The following is a 25,088-nucleotide window of genomic DNA, read 5'->3' as shown; positions in this document are numbered from 1 at the left end:
AGGCGATCGACCTCACCAGAGCGCATTGGCAGATCGAAAACGCACTGCACTGGATGCTTGACGTTCACCTGCGCGAGGACCTCAGCCGTGCCCGCAAGGACAACGCCCCTGCCAACATCGCGCTCCTAAACCGCATCGCCAGAAATATCCTTCAGGCCGCCGACATCGACAAAGTCCCCATCAGCCACCGCATCAAAAAATGCGCCTGGAATGATGACTATCTCATCCAGGCCATCGTTCATATGCGATAGCCCTGCCCCGAGGGGGGAGATCAGCTACGGCTCGGCGTCGAACACCGGCGTGAACGCCCGGATCGTGCAGGGCGTCGGGTTGACATGGCGGATCCGCACCCGGCCCTGCCCTTCCCAGCTGTCGTCGATCGGCACCTCGACATTGCCGGTGAACAGCGTCGCCCGACCGTCGGGCGCGACGATCGAGGGCATGCGCACCGGTTCCCAGCGGCCGCGCATGAAGGACTGCACCGCAAGCCCCGTAGTGTCGGTCTCGAGCAGCGACAGGATCGCTTTCGCCACCTTCTTGCGGCGGCCGATGATGGAGCCGTCGCGGCCGCCGACATCGAGCTCCAGCGTGTCGGCGCCCGCCGCATAGGGCAGGCCGAGCTGCCATTTGGCGGCGGTCGAGCCGCCAGGCAGCGTAACCGTGCCGCCGCCGCTGACGATGAGGCCGCGATAGACCTTGCCGTCGGCCAGCACATCGACGGGCTGGCCGGCGAGATGTGCCGCGCCGCCTACCGTGGCCACCGCGGCGCCCGTGTAAGTCAGCCCGCAATCGACCTCGAACGCGTCGGCGATGGCGCCGTATTCGAACGGAACGGTCTTGATCTCGATATAGCGCTTCGTCACGCCGCCGATCGTGCGCTTGACGATCAGCCAGAGGTCGTCATTGCCATCCTGGCCCGGGGTCACCGCGGCACTCTCGACCTCGGCCCAATCGGACCCGCTGAAAGTACCCCCCAGGCGATGGCGGTGCATACCGCGCACTTCCTGGCTTGGCTGATGCGTGTAACCACCAAGCTCGCCATTATCGAGCGGAAACCAGAGCAACGGGTCGGGATCGGTCTGGAAGGCCAGCTCGACCACGCCTTGCTTGGGGATATGCTCGGAAATCTGGCCGATGTCGTCGGAGGTGAAGCGGCTCTGCGCGGTCTGCGTCAGCTCGGCGATCGATTTGCGCGAGCGCGTCACATAGAGGAACGACTGGCCGGCATCGACCGGGCGGATGCGAGCGCAGCCGAAGGTGCGCGAGCGCCGGTTCTTGAATGAGGACGGCGTCAGCGCCTCGTCGATGCCCGAGCCCGACAGCGCCCTGATGCCGCCGCTGGTGCCGATCAGAAGCGCTCCGTCGGAATCGGCGATCCAGACGATGTCGTTGGCCTGGCCGCCGCCGGCCTGGACGAATTCCAGCGCGTCGTCGTCCTTCTCGCCCAGCGCGAAATTGTCGAAGTCGCCGGTGGCTGAGGCATAGACCGAGAACTTGCGGCTGAAGGCCAGGCGCTCCTCATAAAGCGAGCCGCTCTCGACATATTTTCCCGGCACGAAAGTGCCGAGCCGCCAGCGCGTGATCGGGGAGAGGTCGGGCAGCGCATGGCCATACAGCCTGACCTTGACCACAGTGGTGCTGGTTCGGCTGGCGATCTTGGCCCAGCGCCAGACATTGTCGGAACCAAGCAGGCGGATCGATCGGCCGACATCGCTTGCCTGGAACCCAATGCCGCCATTGATGCCGGCCACGGCCGATGCGATCAGATCGAACGGCGTCATCAGGTCGCCGCTTTCGGTCAGCGCGACTTCCGATATTGAAGTGTTGTTGGCGTCGTCGCCACCACCACCGGAAAAGTCGAATTTGTAGTATTCATAGGTCGTCTGGTTCTGGAAATCGTAGAAGCGCACTTCCGAGCCGGACCAGCCGCGCTCCGACGCCCTGCCGTCCAGCGAGACGTAATTCACGCCATCGTTGGAACCTGACAGTTTCCATTGCGTCGGCGTGTCGCCCCATTTGGCGGCATCCTCCGACGCCGAGATCCAGTAGGCATTGACTGCCTTTCCTTGACCAGCGGGGAACTGGTACTGCAGAAACCCGCTGCTTCCCGTCGACACGGTGACAGAGCCGTTTATGGCCCGGTCAAACGCCCTCCAGCTCGTTGTGCCCGTGCCATTGTCGGTGACGGTGCCACTCGGGGTCGTGGCAGAGGTCATCTTTGGCGTGGCATGGCCCGTGCTCGCCGGCGTCAACGTGGTCGCCGTGGTGTTGATCTCATCATAGGGACCGTCGAGAAACGCGAAGTCCGTCAGGGTCCATGCCGTTTGCGCGGTGCGCGTCAGCACCTTGGGCGGATAGTCCTTGTGGCTGATCCACATCTGGTCCGCCGACTGGACATAGGTGAGTTCGAACAGGTCCGCTTCGAGATAGGGCGAGGCGATCTCCACCGTGCCGACGCGCGTACCATAAGCATAGACGCGGATGTAGAGGTCGCCGAATTCAAGCGCGTAGGCCTGGTCGGCCGAGAAGATGAACGGGATCAGCCGTGTTTTCTTGGCCGAGATCTTCACCTCGCCGGCGAAATAGGTGCCGCCGCGCTTGCGGATGCCGCCATGCGGCAAGGTGACGAAGTTTTCGCATCTGGCGAGCGCCGCCCGATAGAAATCGAGCGAGGCACGAGCATGCAGGCGCGGCGAGATCTCGCCACGGGTGAAGACATCCTGGACGGGATAGAGCGTCGTCATCAGCGCGCAATCCTGTTGTCGCCGCGCTGGCTGGACCACGAGGCAGTGTAGAACCGGCCGCCGCGCTGGATGGCGTTGGCGTTGAGCGCGGCATCCAGCGCCCGGTCATAGGCCGAGCGGGCAATGTCGATCATGCCCGATTTGTGGGTCAGCGGATGCGCGACCTTGATGGCGAGTGCGGCCACGAGCACCTCGGTGAACGGCGCGTCCCAGTCGTTCGGATCGGTAAGGTTGGCGACATAGCGAATGGTCAGCGGGCCGGACTGGTCGCTGTAGATCAGGTCCGCCTCCTGGCGCCACGAGATCGGCACGCCATCCGGCTCGCCATTATGGGTCAAGGGCAGCGGCCGCAGGCAGTCGGCGGGCAGCTCGTAAGCGAAGTTCAGCGTGCAATCGCCGCTGCCGGTATCCGACCCCGCAAGCGTGGCGCGCAGGATCGCGAACACCCATGCACATTTGGTGAGCTCCGCTTCCCGTGCGAGGTCGAAATGCAGGTTCAACAGGCGCGCCGCCTTGACGTCCTGGTCGAGACTGTCGATCGGCGCCTCGTCAAGCACGGCCAGCGCCATGTTGGCGATATCGAGCGGGGTGATGGCCATGGCTCAGCGCCTCGTCCATGCGGGTCGAGCAAGGATCATGATTTGTCTCCAGGCATGAAAAAAGCCGCTGCGAAGCGGCTTGGGGAATTTTCGGGTGAATGATTTGGTCCGCCAACAGAGCGGCCAATCTCCCCGCCCCCGGGGAGGATCGGCAGCTTCAACGCCTCTTCATTCCTTCATTGCGAAGTGGGGTCAGAGCCACCGTCACTACTTCGGAATGACAATGCCCTTCATCAGATCCAACCACGTCTTTCTGGCGATCTCGTATTCATCCTCGCTGCTATTGCAGGTCAGCGTGACCACCCCGAACGATGCCTCTTCGACCATCATCCACTTCCGCGCATGCGAGCCCAAAAGCTTGAGACGGACAGAAGAGATAGAGACTTCCTTTCCGGCGACCGTGACGGTGGCCGGTTTGTCGACGACAACCGGATCCAGACCGGACTCGGACGCCTTGACGATAGTATTCTTGTTTATCTCGTTTCGGAATCGATCGAAGAATTCGTGCGAGGTCAGACCTGTGGGAGTCATCGTCAGGACCACATCGCAATCGCCGCCACAAGTCTCACCCATGCAGGACAGGACGATGTCCTTGTCGTCGAGCGTCGCCGACCACAAATTGCTGTTGTAGGACAGTGTTACGCCCTTGGCAGGTTCGGAAATCTTGCCGGCAACGGCAGGCGCCGAAATGGAGAGCAGAAACAGAATTGTGGCTGTAAGTCGCATGGAGATGGACTGCTGCTTTTGAGCTTGGTTGGCTGATTGACGGTCAGTCTGCCCCAAACAAGTCGATTGCGCCACGCGGAATCGACAGTCTGAGGACCAGCCCTCCATCCCTGTCGGAAATCTCGCAAGGCGATGACAAATGGACAGCCGCGACCTTCCTAAAAGGGACGGGAGCGCGAACGCTCCCGCCCTCTCGCCTCTTGGCCCGATCAGGCCTCGGTGGTCTTCAGCGCGATGAACGTCATGTTCTTGACGCTCGACGCGGTGCGGTCCCAGTTGGCCGCCAGTGCGAGCTCGGCATCGGTGGCGAATTCACCGGCCGAGGAGGCGTCGAGGAAGCGGGTGCCGGGCACATGCGGCACGAAATGCCGGCGGCCGACCATTTCGGTGACACCGCCGCCATGGCCCTGGCGCGGCTTGCGGTCGAACTCGAGCGGCCCGCCTTCGGTGTTGACCGGCAACTCGTTCCACAGGATCGCCTTGTCCTTGAACATGAAGGCGGTATAGACGCCCGCCGTCACCGGAATGTCGTCGTCGACGACCGCCCGCAGGCCCATATAGTAAGGGATCAGCGGACCGCCCTGCTCGGACGACGGCACATAGTCGATGAGGTCGGCGAGCTTGAGCGCCTTCATCTGCTTGGAGTGCATCCAGATCGTCTTGAACTTGTCGGCGCGGTCGCCCATCAGGTAGGCGGCCTCGATGATGTCGGTGTCGACGATGGAAGCGCCGGTGGTGCGCACCAAGTCGCCTCCATCATTGGCGATGTTGTCGGCGACGACGCCCTTCAGGATACCGAGCAGGGTCAGCTTGTTGGCGCGCTGCCAGTACTCGGTCTGCCGCTTGACGATCAGCTTCTGCGGATCATCGCCCGCCAGGATCGAGGTCAGGTCCGGTACGCCCCAGGCCTGGGCGCGGACGTTGCGGGCGGCGACCTCGCGGCGCGAGCCGATCTTCTTCATCTCGATGGAATCGGCCGGATCGTCATTGACCGGCTCGGAAGGGTCGTTGCCGAGATCCTTCCAGCCGGGCATGTCGACGGAGCGGCCGCCCATCGACAGTTTCGAGGAGATGGCCGGGTCGGAAAACAGGATTCCGGCCTGGTAGATTTCGAGCGACTGGACATGTTCCTCGAACGCATATTGCGCATAGACGGACGGAACGATCGCGTCCGCGATACGGGTGTAGGCATCTGCCATTTTTGTCTTCCTTCAGGTTGGGTGGTGGTGGCCGCTCGTCAGAGCGGGTTGTTGGGCATCCAGCGGTCCGGGTTCTCTCCCGCCTCGCGGGCCAGCCGCCGGGCGCGGGCGGGGTCGCTTTTGACGAGGGCTGAAATGGCCGTCAGGTTGCGTTCGCCGGCGACGTTGCGCTTGAACGGATTGCCTCCGCTAAAGGTCGCGCCGCCGTCGATCGTGTCTTCCCGGAACATCGCCTCGCCAATGGCGTGGAAGGCCTTGGCGATCTGCGGATCGGTCAGCGCCCCATCAGGCAGAAGGATGCCCTTCGCCTTGTAGGCATTGACCAGGCCAAGCTTCTTCATCGCCCGGTTGGCGACCTCGAGCTTCTGGCGAAAGCCGTCGCTGTCGGTCGGTCCCCAGTCCCGGACAAGGTCGTCATGGGTGGCTTCCACCGAACGGGCGAGCGCGATCTCCTGAGCTTTCGCCTGCTCGGCCATGTAGCCGACGAACTTGTCGTGATAGGCCTGCGCGGTTCTTGGCGAAGCACCCGCTTCGACCGCCCAGGCCTTGGACGCATTGGCGAGTTCGTCCGAATAGGCGAAGTTTTCCGGCAGCCCTTCCGGCCGGCGGTATTCGACCGTCTCCGACGAGGTGACCGGGCGCATGGTCTCGGGCAGCCGGGCATGAAAACGCTCCCAGTCTTCCCGCGACGCGTCCGGGCCGGGAACGCGCAGGCTCTCACCCTGCTGTCGCTCCAGCTCCGCATAGGATGTAAAAACCCTGTCGAGGCTTTCAGGCTTGGTCCAGCCCTTGGTTTCAGCGAGCTTGCGGTTGCCTTCGGAAAGACCGTCAAACCAACTTTTGCCAGCCACAGGGGCGGACCCGTTGTCCCCGCTGGCCGGTGGCCGTACTGGGTTGCCCGCCGGCTGCGCACGCGCCGCCACGGACCCGGCGTCTGCCAGATCTGTCATGTGATTTTTCCTTGTGATTGTTGGGAAAAGCGACGCGTGCAATGCTGCACGATCTGTTTGCGGCTACAGGAAAAGACAATGGCCAAGGGTCTGTATCGCCATAGCGAGACCGTCGTGATGGTCCTCTATGAGAAGAATTCCATGCTCCTGCCAAAGAGCGAATACGAACAGCGAGGCTACCAGCCGATACTCGCAGAACTCCCGACGCATGCCGAATGGGTGGAGTGGCATCGCGTGCACGGACACGAGATGATGACCCAGTCGGATTGGGAGGCTTGGCTCAAAGGCCGCACTTAGCGGCTATCATGCCTCCCCCAGGCCTCACGCATTATCCCCCCAGTTTTCCCACAGCAGCGTCACCATGCCGGTTATCGCCAGTGTGCCGTCCGCATCGATGTCGGTGCCGGTGGCGAACGCCAGATTGAGATAGAGATCGACCGGTGTGGCGGTGCCATCCAGCGTCGCGGCCGCTGCGATATCGGCGGTGGAGGCCGTGGAGAGCGCGGCACCGGCGCCGTCCAGCGTGCGCGCCGTCGAGGCCAGCACATTGACCATGGTGCCGGCCAGCGTGGCGCTCGACGCCGCCACTGAACCGAGCGACCAGTTCAGCGCCGCACCGTCGTTGATGGTCGACGCGCGGGGCGTCAGCACGGCGACCTGCAGCCGCGCCGTGCCGCCCTTGATGCGCACCTTGCCATCGGTGAAGTCGAAAAGCTTTTGGGCGGCATAGGCGAGCGCGTCCGTCACCGGCACCTGCATGCCGGCGAAGGTGAAGACGGTGCGGAAAGCACCGCCCTGCCCGGTGGTGACGGCCTTGAGGCCGAGTTTGGGCGGGGCAAGGCCGGCCTCGCGGGCGGCGGCACGGACAAGCGTCCGGGGAAGACCTCGGGTCATGACATTTCTCCATTGTTCAGTGAGACGAGCAGAGGCGCACAGCGCGCGGCAAGGACCAGGCCCGGCTTCAGCCGAGCCGCCACCGGCTGAATCATTCTGACAAGGACTTGAGCTAGCGCCTTGTTCGAAAGAGATGTTTTGGCCTCCCGGTCCATCAACGCCCGAGAAACCATGTCTTATATCGTGAGTGACGGTGCCCCCGTTCCGCCGCAATGCGGCGGCACGGGACGATCGATAGGGATTTCAGACCTTTAAGGGAGACCTCGCATGACCTTTCACAAAGCCATGGCCGCTGTGCTGATGACCGCGGCACTTGCCGGCTGCCAGTCGCAGACCGAAGGCCAGCAGCGGGCCACGACCGGTGCCCTGATTGGCGGCGCCGGCGGCGCTCTCGTCGGCCAGGCGATCGGCGGCAACACCAAGAGCACGGTCATCGGCGCTGCCAGCGGCGCCCTGCTCGGCGCCGTCGTCGGCTCGGCCACCACCCCGCAGCGCCGCGAAGACCAGCTCTGCCGCTACCAGGACCGGTACGGCCGCATCTACACCGCGCCCTGCGACGACCGCTACTACAACGGCAATTATTGATCGCCAGCTCCCTTCTCCCCGTTCACGGGGAGAAGGTCCCGGCAGGGGGATGAGGGGCAGCGCCAAGGTCTGAAAAAGCTGGTGCTGCCGAACGATCACGCCGCGAAATTGTTGTCCACGAACATCTCGGCAAATTGCTGGGGCGTGAGCGTCACATTGTTGTCGCGGGCGATTTTGAGATTCCTTGCCCACATATCCCGGATTGCTGCCGGCATTCCCTCAGGCATGTGCATAGACTGGGCTATTGCGTCATACCATTGTCCATCTCCGCCATAGATAGATTGCAGTTTGGGGGCCATCTTTTTCAAGCCATCCTCCGACTCTTGAGAAAGTTCTCCGATGGCCCAGAGCACATAAAGCTCCAGCAGCCTGAGCAGCGGCTTTCCTTCGTGACGTGGGTCGGTCGACATTTTCCCTCACGCATCGTTGATAGCGTATTCAATGAGCCTTTGGCAGATGGCCGACAGACTGGGTTTTTCTTCCAGCGAAGCAACCCAGGCCTCGGTAAACTCGATCGCAATGAATATTTCGATGAAATATGTCAGCCCTGCTTTGGCGGCCGCCTTCGGAGGCGCCGTGCTATCGTCGGGCGCGGTCGCGACCATTGCATTGGAATCCTCGGTCCAAGGCTCGGCCACATAGATCGTGTCATCCTCGTCAAAATCCGAAAGTCTTCCAACGATATCCAACAACTTTATTATTTTCCCCACAAAGAAAATCCTCCTCGACGATTCGGGTGCAGTGCTTTCTGGAAGATAGTCCCAGGATCGTGCTGGGATCTAGGGACAAGTTGCATGACGCTGGGTTCTGGCGCGCGGCGCCCCCACACCAGCAACATCGGGTTTTATGTAAAAATAGTTCATCACTTACCTAATGAGGATCGAGCGCCGCCTTACGCTGAATTTCGATAGTCCGATTCCAGAAACGCACTACTTCAAAATGCTCTTGTCTGGTCAACCAGATCTTGTTTTCCAAACTGACTGGATCGCCGCCGACTGCAATCGGTTTGACCTCGAACAGTTCCATGCCCTTAGACCGCGAAGCTGTACCTTGGACGCTCATTCCGAGTCCTCCAGCGTAGCAAATAGACCGGCGAGGTCTCGCGCTATCGTCTCGGCGGATTGCCGTTCCACAAATATAAAGGGGATGCGCACGATTGGCATTTCCACATCGTGGGTGTCGAAGCCATAGGCTTCCCCTCCTCCGTTTGATGCGAACAAGAGGATGCCTGGTGCGTATTTTGCAACCTCATATTCTCGATTGAAGTCTATCAACTCTTCGGCTTTGAAAAAAATTAAATAGCTGTCGCCAATGCAGCCTTCACCTCCATTATGCTCCTTAAGGAAATTGACGTAATCTTTGGGCAGCGTTACTCCCAGGTTTGCGGATAGGCCATCGACAACCGCAGCTTCAGCCGGTGGATCGAGATCTCCCTCCGTTAAATTATATCACACTTATATTCTCCTATGTCTTTCAGCAATTTGTTCCACCAGGGCGCAATCTGCTGCAGAACAACCTTGTTGGACACATCGATCGGACTCCCGCCAAACTTCACTGGAGAGGCCGGTCAGCGTTGCGTCGCCGCGACGAAAAAAAGCGCGATCCCGTTACTGTTCGTAAGGCTCGACCACAGCAAACGGAATCCCCAAAGACTCCAGCAAATCAAGAATGCGTTTCGAGATGACGAGGCGATAGTTTGCTGCGATCCCGAAGTCGTCGCGGCCGGCCTTGCCATTCACTTTCAACCAGACAAAAGGTGGAAGTTCCTGCCCAGGTTGATATTCATGAAACTCCTCAGATGTCGTCACCTCGGCTTCAGCGAACGTCGCACCTGAAAATCCTATCTGCTGCAATGCGCGCTGGGTTTCTTCGGTGACGAGGTAACACGGGAACGTCGTAACGAGCACATCACCGGTCCAGCCCTCCATCACGTAGTGGAGCTTGGTCACAATCGGGGGATGGACACTGGGGTCCAAAACGGTGTTTCTGCCAAGCCCACCAGCCACATCCGGTCTGATATAGAAGTACTGCATTATCCACCTATTGGGGGGTTGAACAGATGTCCGTATTTTTTGTCGATATACTCAACGTAGTCCAGCACTTGCTGACGAGTGGGCTGAGGATGCGACGCATAAAATTCGTCCCACTCGAATCGAAAAATTTTGTTGTGCAAAAGATTGTCCAAACTCTTAGGAATTCCACGCAGATTCTGAAGCGAGTGCATCTCCTCTTCGGTCACGAGTCCGAGATATCTGTGCAAGATTTGCTGCTCAGCCGCGTGGTGGACCACAACTTCACCCTCCAGTTTCGGGTTCGCGTCGAGAAACGTTTTGCGGTAGTTTTTTGAAAGAGCCTTGCCAAACGATGCTCCCTCATACTTTATCTTTGACGGGTCCCTCGCGATTGACTTTATTATTTCAAGAAGTTCAGCCTTGTCGGGCTTGGCACCTGTGCTCAGGCGGTAAGCGGCCTCATTTGCTGCATTTACTGCACGAGACTCCGCATCGACAGTCTGGCGCGCCACCGTCCCTTCTGCGGAGACGTCCGATGCTGCGCGCGAACCGTTGGCAGCGAGCTTCTCTAAGGGCTTGGCAAACTTGCCCGTCCCGCCGCGGACTATGGCCAAGCCTTTTGCTACGGCTTCGCCGACTGCCTCTACTGCTAAGCGCCCTTCAGCAACCGCCCCAGAGCCGGGGGTAACCGGCAGTTGTTCTAGGAAGCCCCAAGGGGAATCGCGCAGATCCTGGATACCAAGCCCAATGTCATGCGGGATGCGGCCTAGGGCCTCGAAACCCTCGCTTAGATAATCGCCGAAGTCCTCCGCTGTTCGTTGGAATCTAGACCAGGCTTCGCTAGGCGGCGCTGACGGAGGCCGTCCTGTCGCAGTAGTGACGACCGGGTCGACTTGAGCCGGCCCAGAAAGGCCAGCTTGATCCAATTGCTGAGACAGGGCATCGCGAACAACCGGATCGCGCGCTGCGGCCAGAAGGTCATGCAGGATGCTCCCCTTTTCAGCCTGCGGCACATCTTTGTTGCCAAGCGTGTCGACCAGGCTTTGGACAACGGTGCTTGGCAGGGGTTGGGGATTTTCAACGCCCAGTTGCCTTTGGGCCGCAACGGAGACGGCGATGGCCCATTTGTACGCATCGCCATTCTCCGGCATGCTGTCCGGACTCGTTGCCGCACTCCATGCGGCGTCGACATTGGGAAAGACCTCGCGAACATAGCCAGCAGGGTCTGCCCGCCTCATGCCTAGTATTTTGAGGGCAGCAGCAGCGGTAGTCCTAAACCGTGCCCGGTCCTCCTCGGAACTGCCCGGCCCAGGCTCGGCATCGCGTAGCGTTGCGTGGATCGCCTGATTGGGCACGGTCCGCATGCCAAAGGCCTGGCGGCCGACATCAATTTGTCGGCTGAAATCCTGGAAGCGCTTCCCGCCCTCTTCAGTGCCATAAACGGCGGCGAAGTCCGCAGGGTCAGGCATCTTGCCGGCATAGATACCCGTGTTGGCGATTGCGTCTGGGGCGTTCTGCGAAGCGAGAGCGATGTTGGTGCGCGCCTCGATCAGTTGGGCGGTATTCGCGGCGTGTGCCCGGTCGATCAGCCGCCGGACATCATCTGGAGATAGGTCCGCGAGAGGGCCGGTTGCGGGCTTGAGAGCTATCGGATCGCCCGCCGGAACACTGTCCGCGAACGCCTGCGCCACTCGCTCATCTGGCTTGCCAACGCGATCACTTTTCGCGGCAGTTGCTTCCGAGCCACCCGAAGCACGCATCCAGCTAACCGACTGAATACCGGAGGCATCGCTCTCCGAAGACTCTCCCGGCGCGCCCACCCCAAACATCTCCAGCGCCCGCTTCGGGTCCTTGGCAATCAGCGCCTCGAACCGCGCCTTGGCGGCGGTCCCGAACCAGTCCTTCACCTTCTGCTGCCTGATACCGGGGTCGACACCCATCTTGTCGATCAGGTCGAGCCCCTCCTGGCGGGCCGCGTCGAAGCTGGCGTGATCGTCGGGATCGGCTTTGCCGATGGCGATGGCGCTGGTCTTCAGCGCCGTGTCGCCCTCGGTCTGCTCATAGTCCCGACGCCGCTCAAGCTGCCGCTGCGCCAAGCGCCGCGCGCCAACCGCGCGCATCGCCTCCTTCTGCCCGGCGAAATTGGCGCGTTGGCTCTCGGGCATACCTGGTAAAGCAGCGTCGAACAGCGTGTCGAACAGCCCGGTCTTGACCACCCGGCCGTTGCGTGGGTCGACCTCGCCGTACATCGTCTCATGCAGCCCGGCACCGTCCGGCGGCGCGTTCGCCGCCACCTCGTCCTCAGCCTGCGCGATCTGCCCGATGAACTGGCGACGCTTAAGCTCGGCGTCGAACGCCTCCTGCTGATCCCTGATCTGCTGGTAGCGCTCGGCGACAGCGGAAAACTGGTCGCCCAGGCCTTGCATGGCGCCGCCGATCGGCGATCCCTGCGGGTATTGCGGCGCATTGCCGGTATCGAGCCGGCGTTGGCCGACGGAGAGAGGAATGATGCTGACCATTGGCTGTCTCCTGCCGGCTGGCTTCGAGAGCGCGCGCAGCGGCGAACCGCCGGGAATGGCGGCGGGTGCGGCAGTGCGGATCGTGGGTTCGGCCGGAGCCTGGATGTCGGAGGGGTCGAGATGACCGCGGTGACTGGCCTTCTCCCCGTTCACGGGGAGAAGGTGCCCGAAGGGCGGATGAGGGGCGGCACCGAGTTATGAGAAGCTGGCGCCGGCCCTCGCCTGCTTGCCGGCGTTCGTCGTTCGAAAAGCCAAGCCGTTGGCTTTTCCGTCCGCTGTGCGGACCACTCCTCAACTCCCCGTAAACGAGGCGAGGGACGCGGCTTCAGCGCCTCACCTCTCCTCAGCCCGTGCCGCCTTCTCCAGCGCCGCCAGCTGCGCGTCATCCAGAGTCAAAAACCCCATGATGTGCTGCACCACCTCGGCCCGCGCATTGCTGAGCGCGCTGTGCAGTTCGAAGCCTTCGGGCGTTCTGGTCCGCGCCATCCACTCGCCATAGGACGGCCGGCGGTAGTAGCCGACGGTCGCCGCCAGATCGGCCAGCACCATCTCGCCGTCCTCGCCGGAAAAGACGCGCAGATACGCCTTGGTCAGCGCGTCCCGCGCCTTGGCCGGGCCGCCGGCCTGGCTGGAGCGGGCGAAGCGTTTGCCGCTCATGCGCCGCCACCCGCCGGGCCCTGGCCAGCGGGCACGCCTTGCCCGGTCTGAGCGCCCTCCCCACCCTGACCACCCGCGCCCTGGAGCATCGCCTGCAACCCATCGAGCAGGCCGCTGTCGCGTGCCTGCACAGCCGCCGGCACCGCGTCCTTGGCCGCCTTGCCGGCGGTGGCGATCGCCGCCATGCCGGCTTGCGCCTGCTGGGATTTGGCACGCGCATCGCGCAGGCCGTCGACCTCTTCCTTGCGCCGGAAAATGCGCTGCGGGCTGCGGCCGGCGCTCTGCACGATCTTGATCGCCTCGTCGCTGTCGATATTGTCCATGACACCGGGATCGAACTGCGCCATCTGCATGGCCGTCGTCACCACCTGAATGGTGTCGCGCGCCTCGGCCGAGCGGCGCAGCACGTCGAGCGGGCCGGTGAAGGTGGGCCGCACCGCCTTGCCGGCCAGGCTCTCCGGCGGCAGGAAGCGGCTGTCCTCGTCATAGAGGCCCTTGTCCTCGAGAATGCCGAGCTCGCGGTCGAGATTGGTGGCGAAGCCCGCCTGGATGATCGAGCCGGAAGGCCCGAGCAGCGCGCCCTTCTCCTCCTGGCGGATCAGCGCTTCGGTGGCCGTCATCTGTGGGTTCTGCACCAGCGTCTGGAACAGGTTGACGAACATCATGTCGCGGATCTCGTCGGCGCGGCTTTGCGCATAGTTGAAGGCATAGGTCGGGTTCTGCCCGGTGGTGATCGGTTGGATCAGCGGCCGGCCATTGTCGTCGATCAGGCCGGGATAGTTTTCGCCCGGGTTGAGCACCGGCACATAGTCGAGCCGGGCCTTCGAGGCGGTCGCCGGGTCGGTGATCTGCTGCAGCGCGCGCAGCCCGGAGCGGCGCACCGCATTCTCTTCGCGCACCGTGGTCAGCGCCTCGATGGTCGGCGAGATGCCGTAGGGATCGCCCTCGTAGCGGCGCCAGTTGAAGGTCGACACCGGAAAGGTGCGAAAGCCGCTTTCCCGCACGATCTCATCCTCGTCCTCGATGACGTGGTAGGAGGCGAACGCCGTGTCGAGGTACTGGGTGTGGTCGCCGAGCCGATACATCTTGCGCTCGTCGCGCGGCTGGATGCACTGGATCAGCGAGATCTTTTCCTCGCATTTGGCCGGGTCGTCGACCAGCACCTTGATGCGCGCCGGCAGCCTGTCGTAGCCGAGCAGCTGCGCCGCCTGCCGCGCCGTGCGCTCGTAGCGGCGATGGAAAGTGTCGACCTGGCCCCAGCGATTGCGACTGAGATAGCCCTCGACCACGGGGATCGAGGCATAGCGGATCAGCGTCGAGCCGAACCCTTCCTCGGCATAGAGATAGGCCGGGCCATAGCGCACGACATTGCGCAGGCAGGCTTGCGTGGCCGGCACGAAATTCGAATTGGCGGAGTAGCGCAGCGAGAACAGGAAGTCGCGCAAGGCTTCCGCCCATTCCTTTTCCTCGTCGGTCTCCTCGTCGTTCATTTCCGCCGTCGACAGCCCGTGCCATTTTTCCGATTGCGGAATGATCAGGCTTTCGAGCCCGGCGGCGAGCCGGTTGGCGGCCGAGTTGATGGTGTTGGCGTAGACGCGGGCGCCGCGCCGCTCCTGCCGCTCGGCCTGGGAATCCGGGCCGCCGGTCCGGCGCCCGTTCCAGATATCGGGCGCATCGGGGTCGCAGAACTCCGCCACCTGCTCCCACACGGCCTCATACTGGCTGCGCTCGCTCTCGAGCTCGGACTGGCGGGACAGGATATCGCGGGCGCGGGAATCGGTCATGTCTAAGCTCGCTTGTTTGGCGCCGAGGCAGGAACTGTCGATCTCCCCCCTCGTGGGGGAGATGGCCGGCAGGCCAGAGGGGGCGCTGTCCCGCCAGCCTCATATTCATGTTGCCCGTCACGGGTGTTCGATTGGAAATGACCGAGGTTGGCGTTCCTTCACGCCCCCCTCTGCCCTGCCGGGCATCTCACCCACGAGGGGGGAGATTGGCTGTCCTGTCATCTTTTGCCCACCTGGCGGTGTTAGGGGCTCCTGCGCGGCGGGCTTTGAAGGAGGTCGATCCTATGACGACAAGCCTTGCCGGCGCCCTGAAAAACCGCGGCAAACAGGCGGCCAAACGTCTGCTTGGCTATGATTCCCGCAATTGGCTGCGCATCCGCCAGATCGAGGCGTTCACGCTGTTCCTCGAAGCCGGAAACCGCAAGGCCTCCGATGTCATCGAGATCTCGCCCGGCTGGAACCGCTACTGGCGGGCAATGTGCCCCAACTATAGGTCGGTCGATTTCCCCGCCTTCGACATCTGCAAGGACCGCACCGACGAGCAATATTCGATCGTCATCGCCGACCAGGTGCTGGAGCATGTCCAGCGGCCGCTGGCGGCGGTGGCAAATATCCATTCCATGACAAGGCCAGGCGGCTGGGCGATGGTGGCGACGCCCTTCCTGTTCCGGGTCCATGCCAGGCCGCACGACTACAACAGATGGACGCCAGCCGGCCTGAAGCAGCTGATGGTCGAGGGTGGTTTTGCCGAGGCCAACGTCAAGGTGCATGGCTGGGGCAACAAGGCATGCGCCCGCGCCCATATTGGCGGCCCCGTGCGCGCCTACGGCCTGTGGCGCGACTTGAGCAATGATGAAGAATACCCGCTGATGGTCTGGGCGTTCGCGAAGAAAGCGTGAACGGCGGAGCCTTCCCTTCTCCCTGGGGAGAAGGATGCCCCTCACCCCCGCTTCTTCACCAGCCGTGCATGCCGGCGCCAGTACCACCAGTCCAGCACGCGGCGGCGAAAACTGCGCTTCATCGCGGTCATGGTCAAAGCCCCAAGAGCACGCGGCGCTGGCCGGTGAGGCTCGACGGCGCAAGGTCGGTCTTGATCGTGCTCGCCGTGCCCTGGCGCTGTTCGAGCTCAGCCCGCAGCGCCGCTTCGCGCGCCTGCACATCCTTGTCCTGCACGGTCGGCACCGGCGGCAGCGGCTTCAGTTCCGGTGGTTTTTGAAACAGACACATGGTTCCAGCCTTCTCTTGTCCAGTCGTAGAGGAAGAAATCTTCGCCGTTCTTGCCATAGCCCGGCAGCCGGCAGCGTTGCGTGGCGCCGAGCCGGCCGAGCCAGCGCAGCGCCAGATGATTGGCAGCCAAAGCGCGGGCTTCGACCCGCCAGGCGCCGCGCGCCGCCACCTCAGGCCCAAGCACGATGTGAAAGAATTCCGTTATTCCGGGCACGCAGCGCTTCATGCGGCGCGTACCCCAGCTCCAGGCGATCCACAGCCCGCTCCGCTGCTCGGCCGCGCCAAACCCGGCCTCCGGATTGCCGTCGAGCTCGGCGGCATAGGCAAACCCCTGCAGCGCCGCCATCGCCAGCAGCGCCGGCGACCAATGGTCGAGCTGGCAGTCGATCTCGGCGCGATCCTCGGGGCGCAGGTTCGCGGCGATGTAGGAAAGATCGCGCAGCGTGGCGGGGATGATGCGGAACGTCATGGATGGACTTTCGTCAGTCGGAAGCCATCGTCGGCGAAGGAAGCGCCGATGCGCCATCTGCTTCGTCATCCTATGGCGGAGGAAGCGCGGCGCAGACCTGGAGCTGCTCCGCAACCCAAGGGATCTCATCCCGTGACCTGCGGGCGCCGCGACGAGGCGCTACGTTCCGTCGCGATCGTCGCGGCATCTATCCGAACCGACCATCGCCCCAAAACAAAACCCGCCTCGTCGGCGGGCCGTTGGCGCAAATCAGCACCATGGATAAAAATGTACCATTGGTGCCCTCACGCCGTCAATGGCACGTAAGAAAAAATTCCTAATTTATGCTTCCGGGCCAGCATGTAACTCCCTATCGTTCTCATTCCATCTTCATTGAGAAGCACGGCCATCGCAAAGCCATGTCGCGCAGCGTTCGGGATAACCTCACAACGCCTGCTGAAAATGCTGTTGCGGCCCATGTAATTCTTGTCACAACCTGATCGGCGTAGTACGATAACGGCACAACCATAGGAGGCATTTCTACGATGGCGATGCTGGGAGAGGAAATGTCATGAGAGCAATCGTCTTTGCACTTGGCTTATTGATGCTGGCGCAACCGCTGGCCGTTGCCAAGGAGCCTATCAAATGGACCACCTCCATCAGCGGTGGAAGCACAATCGAAATCCCCGTTTTCTTTGTTGAGGGCGATGGTCGATTGCTTGGTGGCTTCGCCGACAACCACGGCCAAACGTTCGATCCAATCGGGTATCCCGATGCCGAGCTCCGTCAGTACCGGGCCGATAACAACAAAATGAGCCCGTTCGAGTATCTCAAGCAGGCGGTCGTCGGCGATGCCCACAAAGTGACATATAAACTTGACAAGCCATCGCTCGCCGCGGTTTCCGGCACCTCAGCGGACGGCACGGCAATTTTCTACGGCATGTGCCAGAAACACCGTATCATCACCTGTTTCGATATGGTCTGGAACAAGAAGGATCAGGCGACGTTTAGGCCGATTGCCGAGCGTATCGCCCGGTCATTCCGCAACAATCGGTAACGCGTGGAGCTCCTCTTCAAGGTCCAAAGCCGCCTCACCGTAAATCGTTCAGATAAGGCCGAAGCTTCTTGGCGTAGTTTGAATCGGTCGCATACGCCCCGAATTTGCCATGCTGAAGTTCGGCAAGGGCACTTGTCGGATCGAAGATTTTTCGAGCGATCGGCGCGTGTTTCGGCGGAGGCGCCCCGTCTCCTACCGAAACGCGCCCAGCGGATCGCTTTGCCCCGCCTGCCTTCGCGCCGCCCTGAACTCGGCCGGATCGACCACCGCCTCGCGCAGCATCATCACGCCGTAGCGCGTCGCCGCCATCAGGTCGTCCCGCAACTTCACCACCTGGCCGTCCTTGCGATGGAAAAGCCTGAACTCCTCGAACCAGTCGCCAAGCGTCGAAAACACCTTGAAGCGGCCGCTCTGCATGCGGTCGAGCATCTCCATCAGCCCGGCCTCGACAGACACCGAACCATCGGGGAATTGCGCGTGGCGCGACAGCATGTTCAGCCCGTGTGCCTGATATTGCCGGGCGAGCGCCACGCCGGCGCCCTCCAGCGTCTCGCGGCGGCCATCGCGCGGCCAGGCGAAGGGCAGCCATTCGCCCCAGGGTTTGAGCGTCAGCGTCTGCATGGCCGGCGTCTGCTGCGAGGCTCGCGCCGCCTTGGTGACATAGACGACATCGGCCTCGGTATCCCAGGCGAGCTCTATCGCCGCGGAAGGATGGTCCCAGCCGAAATCCAGCGCGCCGATGCGCGGCCAGTAGCGCGGCAGCCGGAACGGCTCGCAGGCAATCAGCGCCTCGGCCACCGGAAAGATGCGCCCCGACCCCAGCACCGGAATGCCGCGAGCCCGCGCCTCGCGCTCATGCTCGGGATAGGCGCCAACGATCGCCGCCCGCTCCTCGGGCGAATAGTGCGCGGCATCATCGATGGTCATGAAAGTAACGTGTCGGGACATATCATCTTGCCATAATATTCCGCAGAGCCAAACAATCGCCATTGCTTATACTGTTGATCCGGTGCATGGTTGCTTGGGGATTTGGGGACCATACATGATCCGGATAGCAATTGTCGTGGCCATTGCCGCCAGCACGTCCGCGTGCCAATCGAACGTGCCTTATGATACAAGCAAGCAGACCTGCAAGATCATCGACTATGCCGGGGAAAAGCACAACGTTTGTGCCCCGGACACGCCGTACAAAGTGTGCAATGTTTGGTCCAATCAGAAGGGCGACACAAGGATATGGTGCCAACCGCTGACGCGGAAAGCCACCGATCCCAAGGCCCGCGCGAGGCAGCTTGCGGGCAGCCAGTATCCATAGGCTAGCCCTTCACCATCCTCTCCACCTCTCCCGCCGACAGGAACAACAGCACCACATCGCTCATGCCGAGCAGCGGCGTGAAGGTGACGATCGTTATCCCGCCCGTCGCGTTGGTGCGGGTCAGGCCTTCGGAATAGATGTCGAGCGGCGGTTCCTCGTCGAACCAGACGCCGTGCAGCGTCTCGCCCTGCCATTTCTCGCGGCCTTTTTCGAAGCTCTTGAACGACAGCACGCTCTCGCCGGCCTGCAAATCGCCGCCGCCGCCATGGCGCACCACGACGCTGTCGAGCGCGCCCGGCGCGCCACGGCCCATGATGGTCTGCAAGATGGCATCGGCCGGGATCATGCCGGTGCCCCAGGCCGCCTGCTGCTGCGGCGGGCCGACCAGCACGCGTTGCGGATTGTCGCGCGTGCCTTCGCCGGTGACGCCGGCGGCCCAGAGCCGCACCGCGCTGTCGAAAACCTTACCTTGCCACCACGCGGGATAACGCCCGGTCAGGTGCATCGCCCATTCGGCGCCGCCGGCCCTGGTCTTGCCGAGCTGGTTGCCGGCCATGAACAGCCGTTCGCGGTTGACCGCGCCTGCGGCGTGAAATTCGGCCTGGCGCTGATATGGCGAGTAGGCCGCCACCAGATTTGTGCGCCGCCGGCGGTCAAGCTCCGCCAGCAGCGCCAGATATTCCGTCCGCGCCGCCGTCAGCGGGCTCTTCGAGGAACGGCTTGAGCACGGCTTCGAGGCCACGGATACGGCTGCGGATTTCCTCATCGCTCAGCCCGTCCAGTTGGTTGATGGTGCCGAGCACAGGGAAATCCTTGGGCAGCACCGAAAGCACGATCTTCAGATATTGGTCCGGCTTGTCGGCGCGCACCTCGGCGATGACGCCGGCGCCATGCACGCGGAAATCGGCCCGCACGGCGGCGAGGAAATCGTCGCCCAGCGTTTTCTTCACCCGCTTCGGCCGGGGCGCGGAAGCCGGCGCGGCGGATGGCTTGCGCCCGGCCGGCCTTGTCTTGCGGCGCGCCGGCCCGTCAGTCATGGACCTGCCCCGAAGCGTCGACATCGCCGGCGGACGCTGGCGCCTTCGCCGATCGGGCCGGCTTCTTCGCGCGAGCGGTCCTTTTCTTCGCCTTGCCCCTGCGCTTCGGCCTTGCCCGCGACTGCGTCGCATCGGCAGGTTTGCCGGGCTTTGCCGCTACGGTCCGCGCCCGCAGCCTCGCCACGACAAGACCGGCGGCGCGGCCAGCGATGCCTGCCTGCGGGAAACCGAAGCCGCCCGCCGCATCCCGCACCATGCCGATCAGCACGCCGGGCGCGACCTGTTCGATCCGGCCAAGCCGCGCCCGCGGCGCTGCGCCCTCGAATTCGCCAATGGCGCTGACGACCTCGTGGCCGTCATCGTCGGTGTTGATCGTGGCGTAGCGTTGGGTCATTGGATTCTCGCGGAATGAATCGTCAGATGAAAGGCAGCACTCTACGACGCCCCCCTCTGTCCTGCCGGACATCTCCCCCACTAGGGGGGAGATTGGCCGTTGTCTCGGCTTTCGCCAATCACCAACGTCGCAAGGAAAGGCGGGGCGCCTAAGCTGCCCATCTCCCCCCAAGTGGGGGAGATGGCCGGCAGGCCAGAGGGGGGCGCTGTCCCGCCGTCATCTCAGTGTCGGCACAAAGCCACTTCGCGTAATGAGATCGCCAGAAACACAAAACCCGCCTCGGCGGCGGGTCATCGGCGCAAATCAGCACCATGGACAAATATGTAGCATGGCTGCCCTCACCCGGTCAATCGCTTCTAAGAAAAAATTCCTAATTATATACTTGACAAAAGTAGCCCTTTGGACGATAACAAATCCAAGGAGTTACCCAAATGACCGACCTTCAGAACCCAATCTTTCACGATGAAGACAAGGCCCGCGAAGCCCTTGAAGCCGTCCGTTGGCCGAATGGTCCCTATTGCCCACATTGCGGCAACGCGAACCCCGACAAGATTGCGCTGATCGAAGGCAAGAAGCAGTCGCACCGTCCGGGCTTGCGCTATTGCAACGAGTGCAAGGGTCAGTTCACCGTCACTGTCGGTACCGTATTCGAGCGCTCCAAGATCAAGCTGTCCAAGTGGTGGCTGGCAACGCATCTGCTCGGCGCATCCAAGAAAGGCATGTCCGCTCACCAGCTGCACCGTATGCTTGGCGTCACCTACAAAACCGCATGGTTCATGGCGCACCGCATCCGCGAGGCGATGAAGGAAGACGTTGCATCGTCCGGTCCTTTGGGCGGCGAAGGCAAGACCGTGGAAGCGGACGAAACCTATATCGGCAAGCGCGAGACGCCCCGCATTTCTGCGCAGCGCAAGGGCCGTCCCTTCACCAAGAAGGGCAAGGGCGGCGGTCGCGAGAAGCGCATTGTCGTTGGCTTGGTCGAGCGCGGCGGCAAAGCCCGCATGTTCCATTTGAACGACGCTACTAGGCTCACCGTGCGTGACGTGCTGGTCCGCAACGTTGACCGCGCTTCACACCTCAATACCGACGAGTCGAACCTCTACACCCGCACTGGCGAAGAGTTCGCCTCGCATCGCACCGTCAAGCATTCGGCCAACGAATATGCCCGCCGCGAAGGCGAGTACGTGGTTCATTCGAACACGATTGAAAACGTGTTTTCAGTCTTCAAGCGCGGCATGGTTGGCGTCTATCAGCACTGTGGCGAGGCTCACTTGCATCGCTACCTTGCCGAGTTCGATTTCCGCTACAATCGCCGCACCAAGCTTGGCTTCACCGACAAGATGCGCGTTGATGCCATCATGGAAGGCATCGAAGGCAAGCGACTGACATATCGAAGCGCTCACTAGGGCAAAGACGTTGCGCCAGAAGGCCTTGAAGCTGGCACGTATGCGCCGAAAGAAGGCGTGACGCCGATTACCTTGCGCATAATCCAAACCGACTGCGGCTCCCCCGAAATAGACAAACAGTACAGCCATACTATCGCAGAAAACAGGATGGTGATTAATATAGCCATCCTGAAGCAGGACATATCGATTACCTCATGGGGGAGTGTGGAAATGACTAAAGATGGCGAGGGCGTACCGGTAGGACCGACAAAGACCGATTACATTGTGAGCGCGCTAAAAGGTCTGGCCGGCGCCGTGCCGGTTGCGGGAACGATAATTGGAGAGATTATCGGCCAAGTAATCCCAAATCAGCGCGTTGATCGCTTAGAGGCGTTTGTAAAATCGCTTCATGATCGTCTTGAAGAACTAGGACAACCCATCAAAGTTAGCCAGTTTGATAGCCCTGACAAGGTCGATTTATTCGAAGATGGTGTTTTGAAATCTTCCCGCGCTCTGTCGCAAGATCGCATCGACTACATTAGTCGCATTGTGGCACTTGGCCTTACTGGGGAAGAAAAGGACCGCATTCAGGCGAAGCGACTTTTGAACATCTTGGACGAAATAGATGATGACCAGATCATCATCCTATCCGGCTACCTTCGAAAGAACCATGACGATAAAGAGTTTGCCAAGAAACACGCTGCTATCCTGCGGCCGGTCCCTGTTCACCTCGGATCTGACCAATCAGAAGTCGACGAAGGAACATTGCACCAACTGGCACGCACCCAATTGCGCACGCTGGGCCTTCTTGCGTCTCGATACGCCAAGATAAAGAAGGGCGAGATTCCAGAATTTGACGAAAAGACGGGAATGATGACGGCCGGTTCTACACATCTAACGTCGCTTGGCCGTTTTCTCCTTCGGCAAATCGGGCTGGCTGATGTCCGGGACCACTGACCCTTTGCCCGCGCTCTTGGTCTTTGTAGTCTCGTGAATCTTGGGCGGCGTCTTCACCAAGCGCTCCATGATGCGCTTTGTTTCATCCAGGTCTTTGTCTTTGTCGGTGTCAGCCATGCCGGAAATCCCAAAAGAGTTAGTTTTTCGCCCAACCCGCGATGAAACCTACATCGCATTTGCCACCGCCGTCGACGCTTGGTCGAATGTCGAATGGCAAATGATGTTTCTCTTCAATTCCGTCAGCACTCCCACCGACCTCAACAAGTCTGGCTCGATCCTCCTATCAATCATCGGCATTCAAGCGCAGCTTCGCGTCATTGAAGCAGCGGCGCGGTCCCATCTTCGCAAAGATCCCGATCTTCTGAAGGACGTAGAACGCACAACCGAAAAAATCGGCAAGAAGGCGACAATCAGGAACCGCATAATTCACGGGCGATGGAACGAAACCCATTACTTTAATGGCGAGGAATATCAGCACACTGAATTGATCCGCACCTTTTCCGCTGAGCAGATATTTGGCCCCACCTACAGCACGGAACAAGAGCGAAAGGCTTTGCTAGGAAAATTCCTTTTCGACAAATCAGAGCTCGATAAGGCCGCTGAGATGTTCGAGCATTTATCGAACACCATATTCAATCTTCAGTTCAGGATCGTGAGCGGATTCGCGCCAATAGTGGGCTAGACATTAGCTCTTCCGCTACGGTCTCGAATTTCGATTGAGGGTCGTTCGCGTCCAATCCCAGACCGATTGCTTCGCGTAAGACGTTCGCAAAAGCGGTCACCATTTCTGGCGTCAATTCCTGATTCGTTGGCGGGTTTCCGCCTTTTGCCGGCCTGTCGCCTTCCAGCTTATGTGATTTGGTTACTTTTGTCATGTATATAATTAGGAAAAAATTCCTAAACTCGCACGGTGCACCACGTGCACTATTGAAACCGAGTTCTCACTCCACAACCGCGGCATGATTGGCGTCTATCAGCATTGCGGCGAGGCTCATCTGTACCGCTGCTTGGCCGAGTTCGATTTCCGCTACAACCTCCGCACTGTCCCGAAAGTCTCGGATGCAGGCTGCGCCGAAGATTTGCTTTGCATGGCCCGCGACAAGCGCCTTACTTGTCGGCGGATTGGTGAAGCGGTCACGCCTAACCAAAAGGCGCGAAAAGTTCTTTGTGTATAAGAGAAAGCTAAGATTCGACCCGAAATCGTGAATCTGCCACCTTGAGAAAAGGTGAGTCCTCCGGATCCAACATCAATGGACAACCGCAGGCCCATCTAGGCCCATGTCGGGGCCTGTGTCACCGCCAGACAGCGGGGGCTATGGCAACATACGTGCGGACAGTGTCCGCCCTTGGATGAGGTGTATGTTGCCGATCGATGGTGCCGTTTCTAGGGCGGCAACGTCTAGCGCCAGCAAGGGCGCGATACAAATACTCCGCCAGCTATCCCCTCAAGGGTAGTCCGGACTGCCCGATAGGAGCATCCCAATGCGGAAGCACATATCGGTTACTTGGGAAGTGAAAGTGAACGTTGCGCTCTGCCTATTTGGCATCGCCGCCATTCTCAGGATCTTCTTTTAATGCAGGGAGCGTTCGGAGCGATCCGGACGCTCTTCCTTTTGGTGGGGGATTGGCGGCGTATTCAAAAGGCGGCGCAACACCTCGTCGCCCTTTACCTGGTCTTTGTCTTTGGGGGATTTCGCCATGAAACTGTTCGAAGTTATGAAAAACCCTAGGCTAAAGGTCAAAAGAGCCGAAAGCCATATCAATGCACTTATACGGGATTCGTCTCCCTTGAGCCGCGATCTCTATGAAATCCGCAATGGGGCGCATCGGAGCCACGTTCTATTGGCTAATCCTGATTGTTTTGCACTGACCTACCGGCCCAAAGAGCCAATCAACGAGCACTTTGGCGCGATCTTGGGCGACGCCGTCAACAATCTCAGGGAGGCGCTCGATTACTGGATGAATAACGCTGTCCGATGCGTTGGGCCTGCCCGAAAGGTCCATTTCCCCTTTGCGGAAGAACGGAAAGACCTTGAAACCTCCCGCACCTATCCTGCGGTCGAGAAGGCCTTCCCCGACGCGGCGAAATTTATCGCGAAAGAAATAGAACCTTGCAGGGACACGAACCTCGATCTGTGGGCCGTCACCAGCCTCTGCAACGACAACAAACACAATGACTTTCTGCCTACCGTCATGGTCATGAAGATCGATAACATTAACCTCAGATCCGGCGGAATGATCATGGAGAATTGCGGCGCTGGATGGCAGGCGGACGGCCCAGTTACAGTCATCCAATCCGGCGTCCCAATTTCCATGGATGACAATTTCAGCACGTCCGTCGAAATACGCTTCCCACAGGGAGCAGTTTTCGAGAACCAGCCTGTTATCCCAACGCTGGCGAATATGTCCAAAGTCGTCTCGCAGACGCTCGACGTTCTGGAAAAATTCATCGCCCCCTACTGCAAATGATTGCGGGGCAACTGCCGGCCTGCCGGCGCGAATCATAGGATTTTATTCCCTGATACGTCAAGGATATAACAAGGAAAACGTCCTACTCCATCTCGGCGCCCTACCAAAACGCAGCCAGCATCGCCCGCGGGAA

The 25,088-nt window shown here is 60.9% G+C and carries 28 protein-coding genes and 2 pseudogenes; 11 read left to right on the top strand and 19 right to left on the bottom strand.

What is annotated here, in order from left to right; genetic code table 11:
* The coding region (locus tag A3AU_RS1000000139485; protein WP_027052515.1) for an ISAs1 family transposase at positions 1-251 on the top strand (251 nt) is incomplete at its 5' end.
* A 24-nt stretch (positions 252-275) separates the two neighbouring features.
* Here A3AU_RS1000000139485 and A3AU_RS0109070 read toward each other — a convergent pair.
* From A3AU_RS0109070 to A3AU_RS0109050, 5 genes are all read right to left on the bottom strand, one after another.
* A complete protein-coding gene (locus tag A3AU_RS0109070; RefSeq protein ID WP_027052514.1) occupies positions 276-2,744 on the bottom strand; it encodes a phage tail protein in 2,469 nt (822 codons plus the stop codon).
* The gene (locus A3AU_RS0109065) at positions 2,744-3,343 is read right to left on the bottom strand and encodes a phage connector family protein (RefSeq protein ID WP_027052513.1); all 600 of its coding nucleotides are present in this window, start codon (positions 3,341-3,343) and stop codon (positions 2,744-2,746) included. The genes A3AU_RS0109070 and A3AU_RS0109065 overlap by 1 nt, the downstream gene beginning before the upstream one ends.
* 207 nt (positions 3,344-3,550) lie before the next feature.
* The gene (locus tag A3AU_RS0109060; RefSeq protein WP_027052512.1) at positions 3,551-4,069 is read right to left on the bottom strand and encodes a hypothetical protein; all 519 of its coding nucleotides are present in this window, start codon (positions 4,067-4,069) and stop codon (positions 3,551-3,553) included.
* 209 nt (positions 4,070-4,278) lie between these two features.
* Positions 4,279-5,268 (bottom strand): hypothetical protein, encoded by a 990-nt coding sequence (locus A3AU_RS0109055; protein WP_027052511.1) that lies wholly within the window; start codon positions 5,266-5,268, stop codon positions 4,279-4,281.
* A gap of 38 nt (positions 5,269-5,306) precedes the next feature.
* Positions 5,307-6,218, bottom strand: a complete 912-nt coding sequence (locus A3AU_RS0109050; RefSeq protein ID WP_027052510.1) for a hypothetical protein — start codon at positions 6,216-6,218, stop codon at positions 5,307-5,309.
* 78 nt (positions 6,219-6,296) lie between these two features.
* On the opposite strand from A3AU_RS0109050, the gene A3AU_RS0109045 reads away from it, so the two are divergent.
* Positions 6,297-6,515, top strand: coding sequence for a hypothetical protein (locus tag A3AU_RS0109045; RefSeq protein ID WP_027052509.1), 219 nt, complete (start codon positions 6,297-6,299; stop codon positions 6,513-6,515).
* Positions 6,516-6,539: 24 nt separating this feature from the next.
* On the opposite strand, the gene A3AU_RS0109040 is transcribed toward A3AU_RS0109045, so the two are convergent.
* Positions 6,540-7,112, bottom strand: coding sequence for a hypothetical protein (locus tag A3AU_RS0109040; RefSeq protein ID WP_027052508.1), 573 nt, complete (start codon positions 7,110-7,112; stop codon positions 6,540-6,542).
* Positions 7,113-7,379: 267 nt separating this feature from the next.
* Here A3AU_RS0109040 and A3AU_RS0109035 point away from each other — a divergent pair, with 267 nt between their 5' ends.
* Complete coding sequence (locus tag A3AU_RS0109035) at positions 7,380-7,697, top strand: YMGG-like glycine zipper-containing protein (RefSeq protein ID WP_027052507.1); 318 nt, start codon at positions 7,380-7,382, stop codon at positions 7,695-7,697.
* 95 nt (positions 7,698-7,792) lie between these two features.
* Here A3AU_RS0109035 and A3AU_RS0109030 read toward each other — a convergent pair whose 3' ends face one another.
* From A3AU_RS0109030 to A3AU_RS01000000135185, 8 genes and pseudogenes are all read right to left on the bottom strand, one after another.
* On the bottom strand, positions 7,793-8,107 hold the full coding sequence (locus tag A3AU_RS0109030) for a hypothetical protein (RefSeq protein ID WP_027052506.1): 315 nt from the start codon (positions 8,105-8,107) through the stop codon (positions 7,793-7,795).
* Between the two features lie 6 nt (positions 8,108-8,113).
* Positions 8,114-8,389 (bottom strand): hypothetical protein, encoded by a 276-nt coding sequence (locus A3AU_RS01000000135205; protein ID WP_154674555.1) that lies wholly within the window; start codon positions 8,387-8,389, stop codon positions 8,114-8,116.
* A gap of 178 nt (positions 8,390-8,567) precedes the next feature.
* On the bottom strand, positions 8,568-8,759 hold the full coding sequence (locus A3AU_RS0109020) for a hypothetical protein (protein ID WP_027052505.1): 192 nt from the start codon (positions 8,757-8,759) through the stop codon (positions 8,568-8,570).
* A pseudogene (locus A3AU_RS1000000136810) lies at positions 8,756-9,097 on the bottom strand (SMI1/KNR4 family protein); the annotation flags it as partial. The pseudogene A3AU_RS1000000136810 and the gene A3AU_RS0109020, both read right to left, overlap by 4 nt.
* A 207-nt stretch (positions 9,098-9,304) precedes the next feature.
* A complete protein-coding gene (locus A3AU_RS0109010; protein WP_027052504.1) occupies positions 9,305-9,730 on the bottom strand; it encodes a hypothetical protein in 426 nt (141 codons plus the stop codon).
* Positions 9,730-12,228 (bottom strand): hypothetical protein, encoded by a 2,499-nt coding sequence (locus A3AU_RS1000000140110; protein ID WP_209444641.1) that lies wholly within the window; start codon positions 12,226-12,228, stop codon positions 9,730-9,732. Before A3AU_RS1000000140110 ends, A3AU_RS0109010 begins: the two co-directional genes overlap by 1 nt.
* 333 nt (positions 12,229-12,561) lie before the next feature.
* A complete protein-coding gene (locus A3AU_RS0109000; protein ID WP_027052503.1) occupies positions 12,562-12,885 on the bottom strand; it encodes a Bbp19 family protein in 324 nt (107 codons plus the stop codon).
* Positions 12,882-14,669, bottom strand: coding sequence for a portal protein (locus tag A3AU_RS01000000135185; protein WP_032917021.1), 1,788 nt, complete (start codon positions 14,667-14,669; stop codon positions 12,882-12,884). The genes A3AU_RS0109000 and A3AU_RS01000000135185 overlap by 4 nt, the downstream gene beginning before the upstream one ends.
* 284 nt (positions 14,670-14,953) lie before the next feature.
* Between A3AU_RS01000000135185 and A3AU_RS0108990 the strand changes: the two genes are divergently transcribed.
* Entirely contained in the window at positions 14,954-15,568 is a 615-nt protein-coding gene (locus A3AU_RS0108990) for a class I SAM-dependent methyltransferase (protein ID WP_027052502.1), read from the top strand.
* Positions 15,569-15,795: 227 nt separating this feature from the next.
* Here the strand turns inward: A3AU_RS0108990 and A3AU_RS0108985 are convergent, their stop codons facing one another.
* Complete coding sequence (locus tag A3AU_RS0108985) at positions 15,796-16,365, bottom strand: hypothetical protein (RefSeq protein ID WP_027052501.1); 570 nt, start codon at positions 16,363-16,365, stop codon at positions 15,796-15,798.
* A gap of 550 nt (positions 16,366-16,915) precedes the next feature.
* Between A3AU_RS0108985 and A3AU_RS0108980 the strand changes: the two genes are divergently transcribed.
* Positions 16,916-17,401, top strand: a complete 486-nt coding sequence (locus A3AU_RS0108980) for a hypothetical protein (protein ID WP_154674554.1) — start codon at positions 16,916-16,918, stop codon at positions 17,399-17,401.
* 192 nt (positions 17,402-17,593) lie between these two features.
* On the opposite strand, the gene A3AU_RS0108975 is transcribed toward A3AU_RS0108980, so the two are convergent.
* On the bottom strand, positions 17,594-18,349 hold the full coding sequence (locus tag A3AU_RS0108975; RefSeq protein WP_081709470.1) for a phage terminase large subunit family protein: 756 nt from the start codon (positions 18,347-18,349) through the stop codon (positions 17,594-17,596).
* A 94-nt stretch (positions 18,350-18,443) separates the two neighbouring features.
* On the opposite strand from A3AU_RS0108975, the gene A3AU_RS0108970 reads away from it, so the two are divergent.
* Positions 18,444-18,713, top strand: coding sequence for a hypothetical protein (locus A3AU_RS0108970; RefSeq protein WP_027052498.1), 270 nt, complete (start codon positions 18,444-18,446; stop codon positions 18,711-18,713).
* A gap of 1 nt (position 18,714) precedes the next feature.
* Here the strand turns inward: A3AU_RS0108970 and A3AU_RS0108965 are convergent, their stop codons facing one another.
* The 3 genes from A3AU_RS0108965 to A3AU_RS01000000135175 are packed head-to-tail and all read right to left on the bottom strand — an operon-like array spanning position 18,715 to position 20,144.
* Positions 18,715-19,455, bottom strand: coding sequence for a terminase large subunit domain-containing protein (locus A3AU_RS0108965; RefSeq protein ID WP_245235444.1), 741 nt, complete (start codon positions 19,453-19,455; stop codon positions 18,715-18,717).
* The gene (locus A3AU_RS01000000135180; RefSeq protein WP_032917019.1) at positions 19,367-19,750 is read right to left on the bottom strand and encodes a hypothetical protein; all 384 of its coding nucleotides are present in this window, start codon (positions 19,748-19,750) and stop codon (positions 19,367-19,369) included. Before A3AU_RS01000000135180 ends, A3AU_RS0108965 begins: the two co-directional genes overlap by 89 nt.
* Complete coding sequence (locus A3AU_RS01000000135175) at positions 19,743-20,144, bottom strand: hypothetical protein (protein ID WP_032917017.1); 402 nt, start codon at positions 20,142-20,144, stop codon at positions 19,743-19,745. The genes A3AU_RS01000000135180 and A3AU_RS01000000135175 overlap by 8 nt, the downstream gene beginning before the upstream one ends.
* A 431-nt stretch (positions 20,145-20,575) precedes the next feature.
* On the opposite strand from A3AU_RS01000000135175, the gene A3AU_RS0108950 reads away from it, so the two are divergent.
* The 5 genes and pseudogenes from A3AU_RS0108950 (at position 20,576) to A3AU_RS0108930 (ending at position 24,955) form a co-directional block, all read left to right on the top strand.
* Positions 20,576-21,550: an IS1595 family transposase gene (locus A3AU_RS0108950; RefSeq protein WP_027052496.1), complete on the top strand. Its 975-nt coding sequence runs from the start codon at positions 20,576-20,578 to the stop codon at positions 21,548-21,550.
* Positions 21,551-21,607: 57 nt separating this feature from the next.
* Complete coding sequence (locus A3AU_RS0108945) at positions 21,608-22,486, top strand: hypothetical protein (RefSeq protein ID WP_051355319.1); 879 nt, start codon at positions 21,608-21,610, stop codon at positions 22,484-22,486.
* A 115-nt stretch (positions 22,487-22,601) separates the two neighbouring features.
* Positions 22,602-23,168, top strand: a complete 567-nt coding sequence (locus A3AU_RS0108940) for a hypothetical protein (RefSeq protein ID WP_027052494.1) — start codon at positions 22,602-22,604, stop codon at positions 23,166-23,168.
* A gap of 232 nt (positions 23,169-23,400) precedes the next feature.
* Positions 23,401-23,661 (top strand): annotated as a pseudogene (locus A3AU_RS1000000138875) (hypothetical protein); the annotation flags it as partial.
* 523 nt (positions 23,662-24,184) lie between these two features.
* Entirely contained in the window at positions 24,185-24,955 is a 771-nt protein-coding gene (locus tag A3AU_RS0108930; protein WP_027052492.1) for a hypothetical protein, read from the top strand.
* The last annotated feature ends 133 nt before the right edge of the window (positions 24,956-25,088 follow it).

The organism is Mesorhizobium erdmanii USDA 3471 (assembly GCF_000472705.1).
Classification (GTDB): Bacteria; Pseudomonadota; Alphaproteobacteria; order Rhizobiales; family Rhizobiaceae; genus Mesorhizobium; species Mesorhizobium erdmanii.
This window is presented reverse-complemented; position numbering and strand designations above follow the sequence as displayed.

Excerpts from the sequence above, each read along its gene's own strand:
- A3AU_RS0109070 (WP_027052514.1), bottom strand. The coding sequence starts at position 2,744 with ATGACGACGCTCTATCCCGTCCAGGATGTCTTCACCCGTGGCGAGATC.
- A3AU_RS0109065 (WP_027052513.1), bottom strand. The coding sequence starts at position 3,343 with ATGGCCATCACCCCGCTCGATATCGCCAACATGGCGCTGGCCGTGCTT.
- A3AU_RS0109060 (WP_027052512.1), bottom strand. The coding sequence starts at position 4,069 with ATGCGACTTACAGCCACAATTCTGTTTCTGCTCTCCATTTCGGCGCCT.
- A3AU_RS0109055 (WP_027052511.1), bottom strand. The coding sequence starts at position 5,268 with ATGGCAGATGCCTACACCCGTATCGCGGACGCGATCGTTCCGTCCGTC.
- A3AU_RS0109050 (WP_027052510.1), bottom strand. The coding sequence starts at position 6,218 with ATGACAGATCTGGCAGACGCCGGGTCCGTGGCGGCGCGTGCGCAGCCG.
- A3AU_RS0109045 (WP_027052509.1), top strand. The coding sequence starts at position 6,297 with ATGGCCAAGGGTCTGTATCGCCATAGCGAGACCGTCGTGATGGTCCTC.
- A3AU_RS0109040 (WP_027052508.1), bottom strand. The coding sequence starts at position 7,112 with ATGACCCGAGGTCTTCCCCGGACGCTTGTCCGTGCCGCCGCCCGCGAG.
- A3AU_RS0109035 (WP_027052507.1), top strand. The coding sequence starts at position 7,380 with ATGACCTTTCACAAAGCCATGGCCGCTGTGCTGATGACCGCGGCACTT.
- A3AU_RS0109030 (WP_027052506.1), bottom strand. The coding sequence starts at position 8,107 with ATGTCGACCGACCCACGTCACGAAGGAAAGCCGCTGCTCAGGCTGCTG.
- A3AU_RS0109020 (WP_027052505.1), bottom strand. The coding sequence starts at position 8,759 with ATGAGCGTCCAAGGTACAGCTTCGCGGTCTAAGGGCATGGAACTGTTC.
- A3AU_RS0109010 (WP_027052504.1), bottom strand. The coding sequence starts at position 9,730 with ATGCAGTACTTCTATATCAGACCGGATGTGGCTGGTGGGCTTGGCAGA.
- A3AU_RS1000000140110 (WP_209444641.1), bottom strand. The coding sequence starts at position 12,228 with ATGGTCAGCATCATTCCTCTCTCCGTCGGCCAACGCCGGCTCGATACC.
- A3AU_RS0109000 (WP_027052503.1), bottom strand. The coding sequence starts at position 12,885 with ATGAGCGGCAAACGCTTCGCCCGCTCCAGCCAGGCCGGCGGCCCGGCC.
- A3AU_RS01000000135185 (WP_032917021.1), bottom strand. The coding sequence starts at position 14,669 with ATGACCGATTCCCGCGCCCGCGATATCCTGTCCCGCCAGTCCGAGCTC.
- A3AU_RS0108990 (WP_027052502.1), top strand. The coding sequence starts at position 14,954 with ATGACGACAAGCCTTGCCGGCGCCCTGAAAAACCGCGGCAAACAGGCG.
- A3AU_RS0108985 (WP_027052501.1), bottom strand. The coding sequence starts at position 16,365 with ATGACGTTCCGCATCATCCCCGCCACGCTGCGCGATCTTTCCTACATC.
- A3AU_RS0108980 (WP_154674554.1), top strand. The coding sequence starts at position 16,916 with ATGAGAGCAATCGTCTTTGCACTTGGCTTATTGATGCTGGCGCAACCG.
- A3AU_RS0108975 (WP_081709470.1), bottom strand. The coding sequence starts at position 18,349 with ATGTCCCGACACGTTACTTTCATGACCATCGATGATGCCGCGCACTAT.
- A3AU_RS0108970 (WP_027052498.1), top strand. The coding sequence starts at position 18,444 with ATGATCCGGATAGCAATTGTCGTGGCCATTGCCGCCAGCACGTCCGCG.
- A3AU_RS01000000135180 (WP_032917019.1), bottom strand. The coding sequence starts at position 19,750 with ATGACTGACGGGCCGGCGCGCCGCAAGACAAGGCCGGCCGGGCGCAAG.
- A3AU_RS01000000135175 (WP_032917017.1), bottom strand. The coding sequence starts at position 20,144 with ATGACCCAACGCTACGCCACGATCAACACCGACGATGACGGCCACGAG.
- A3AU_RS0108950 (WP_027052496.1), top strand. The coding sequence starts at position 20,576 with ATGACCGACCTTCAGAACCCAATCTTTCACGATGAAGACAAGGCCCGC.
- A3AU_RS0108940 (WP_027052494.1), top strand. The coding sequence starts at position 22,602 with ATGCCGGAAATCCCAAAAGAGTTAGTTTTTCGCCCAACCCGCGATGAA.
- A3AU_RS0108930 (WP_027052492.1), top strand. The coding sequence starts at position 24,185 with ATGAAACTGTTCGAAGTTATGAAAAACCCTAGGCTAAAGGTCAAAAGA.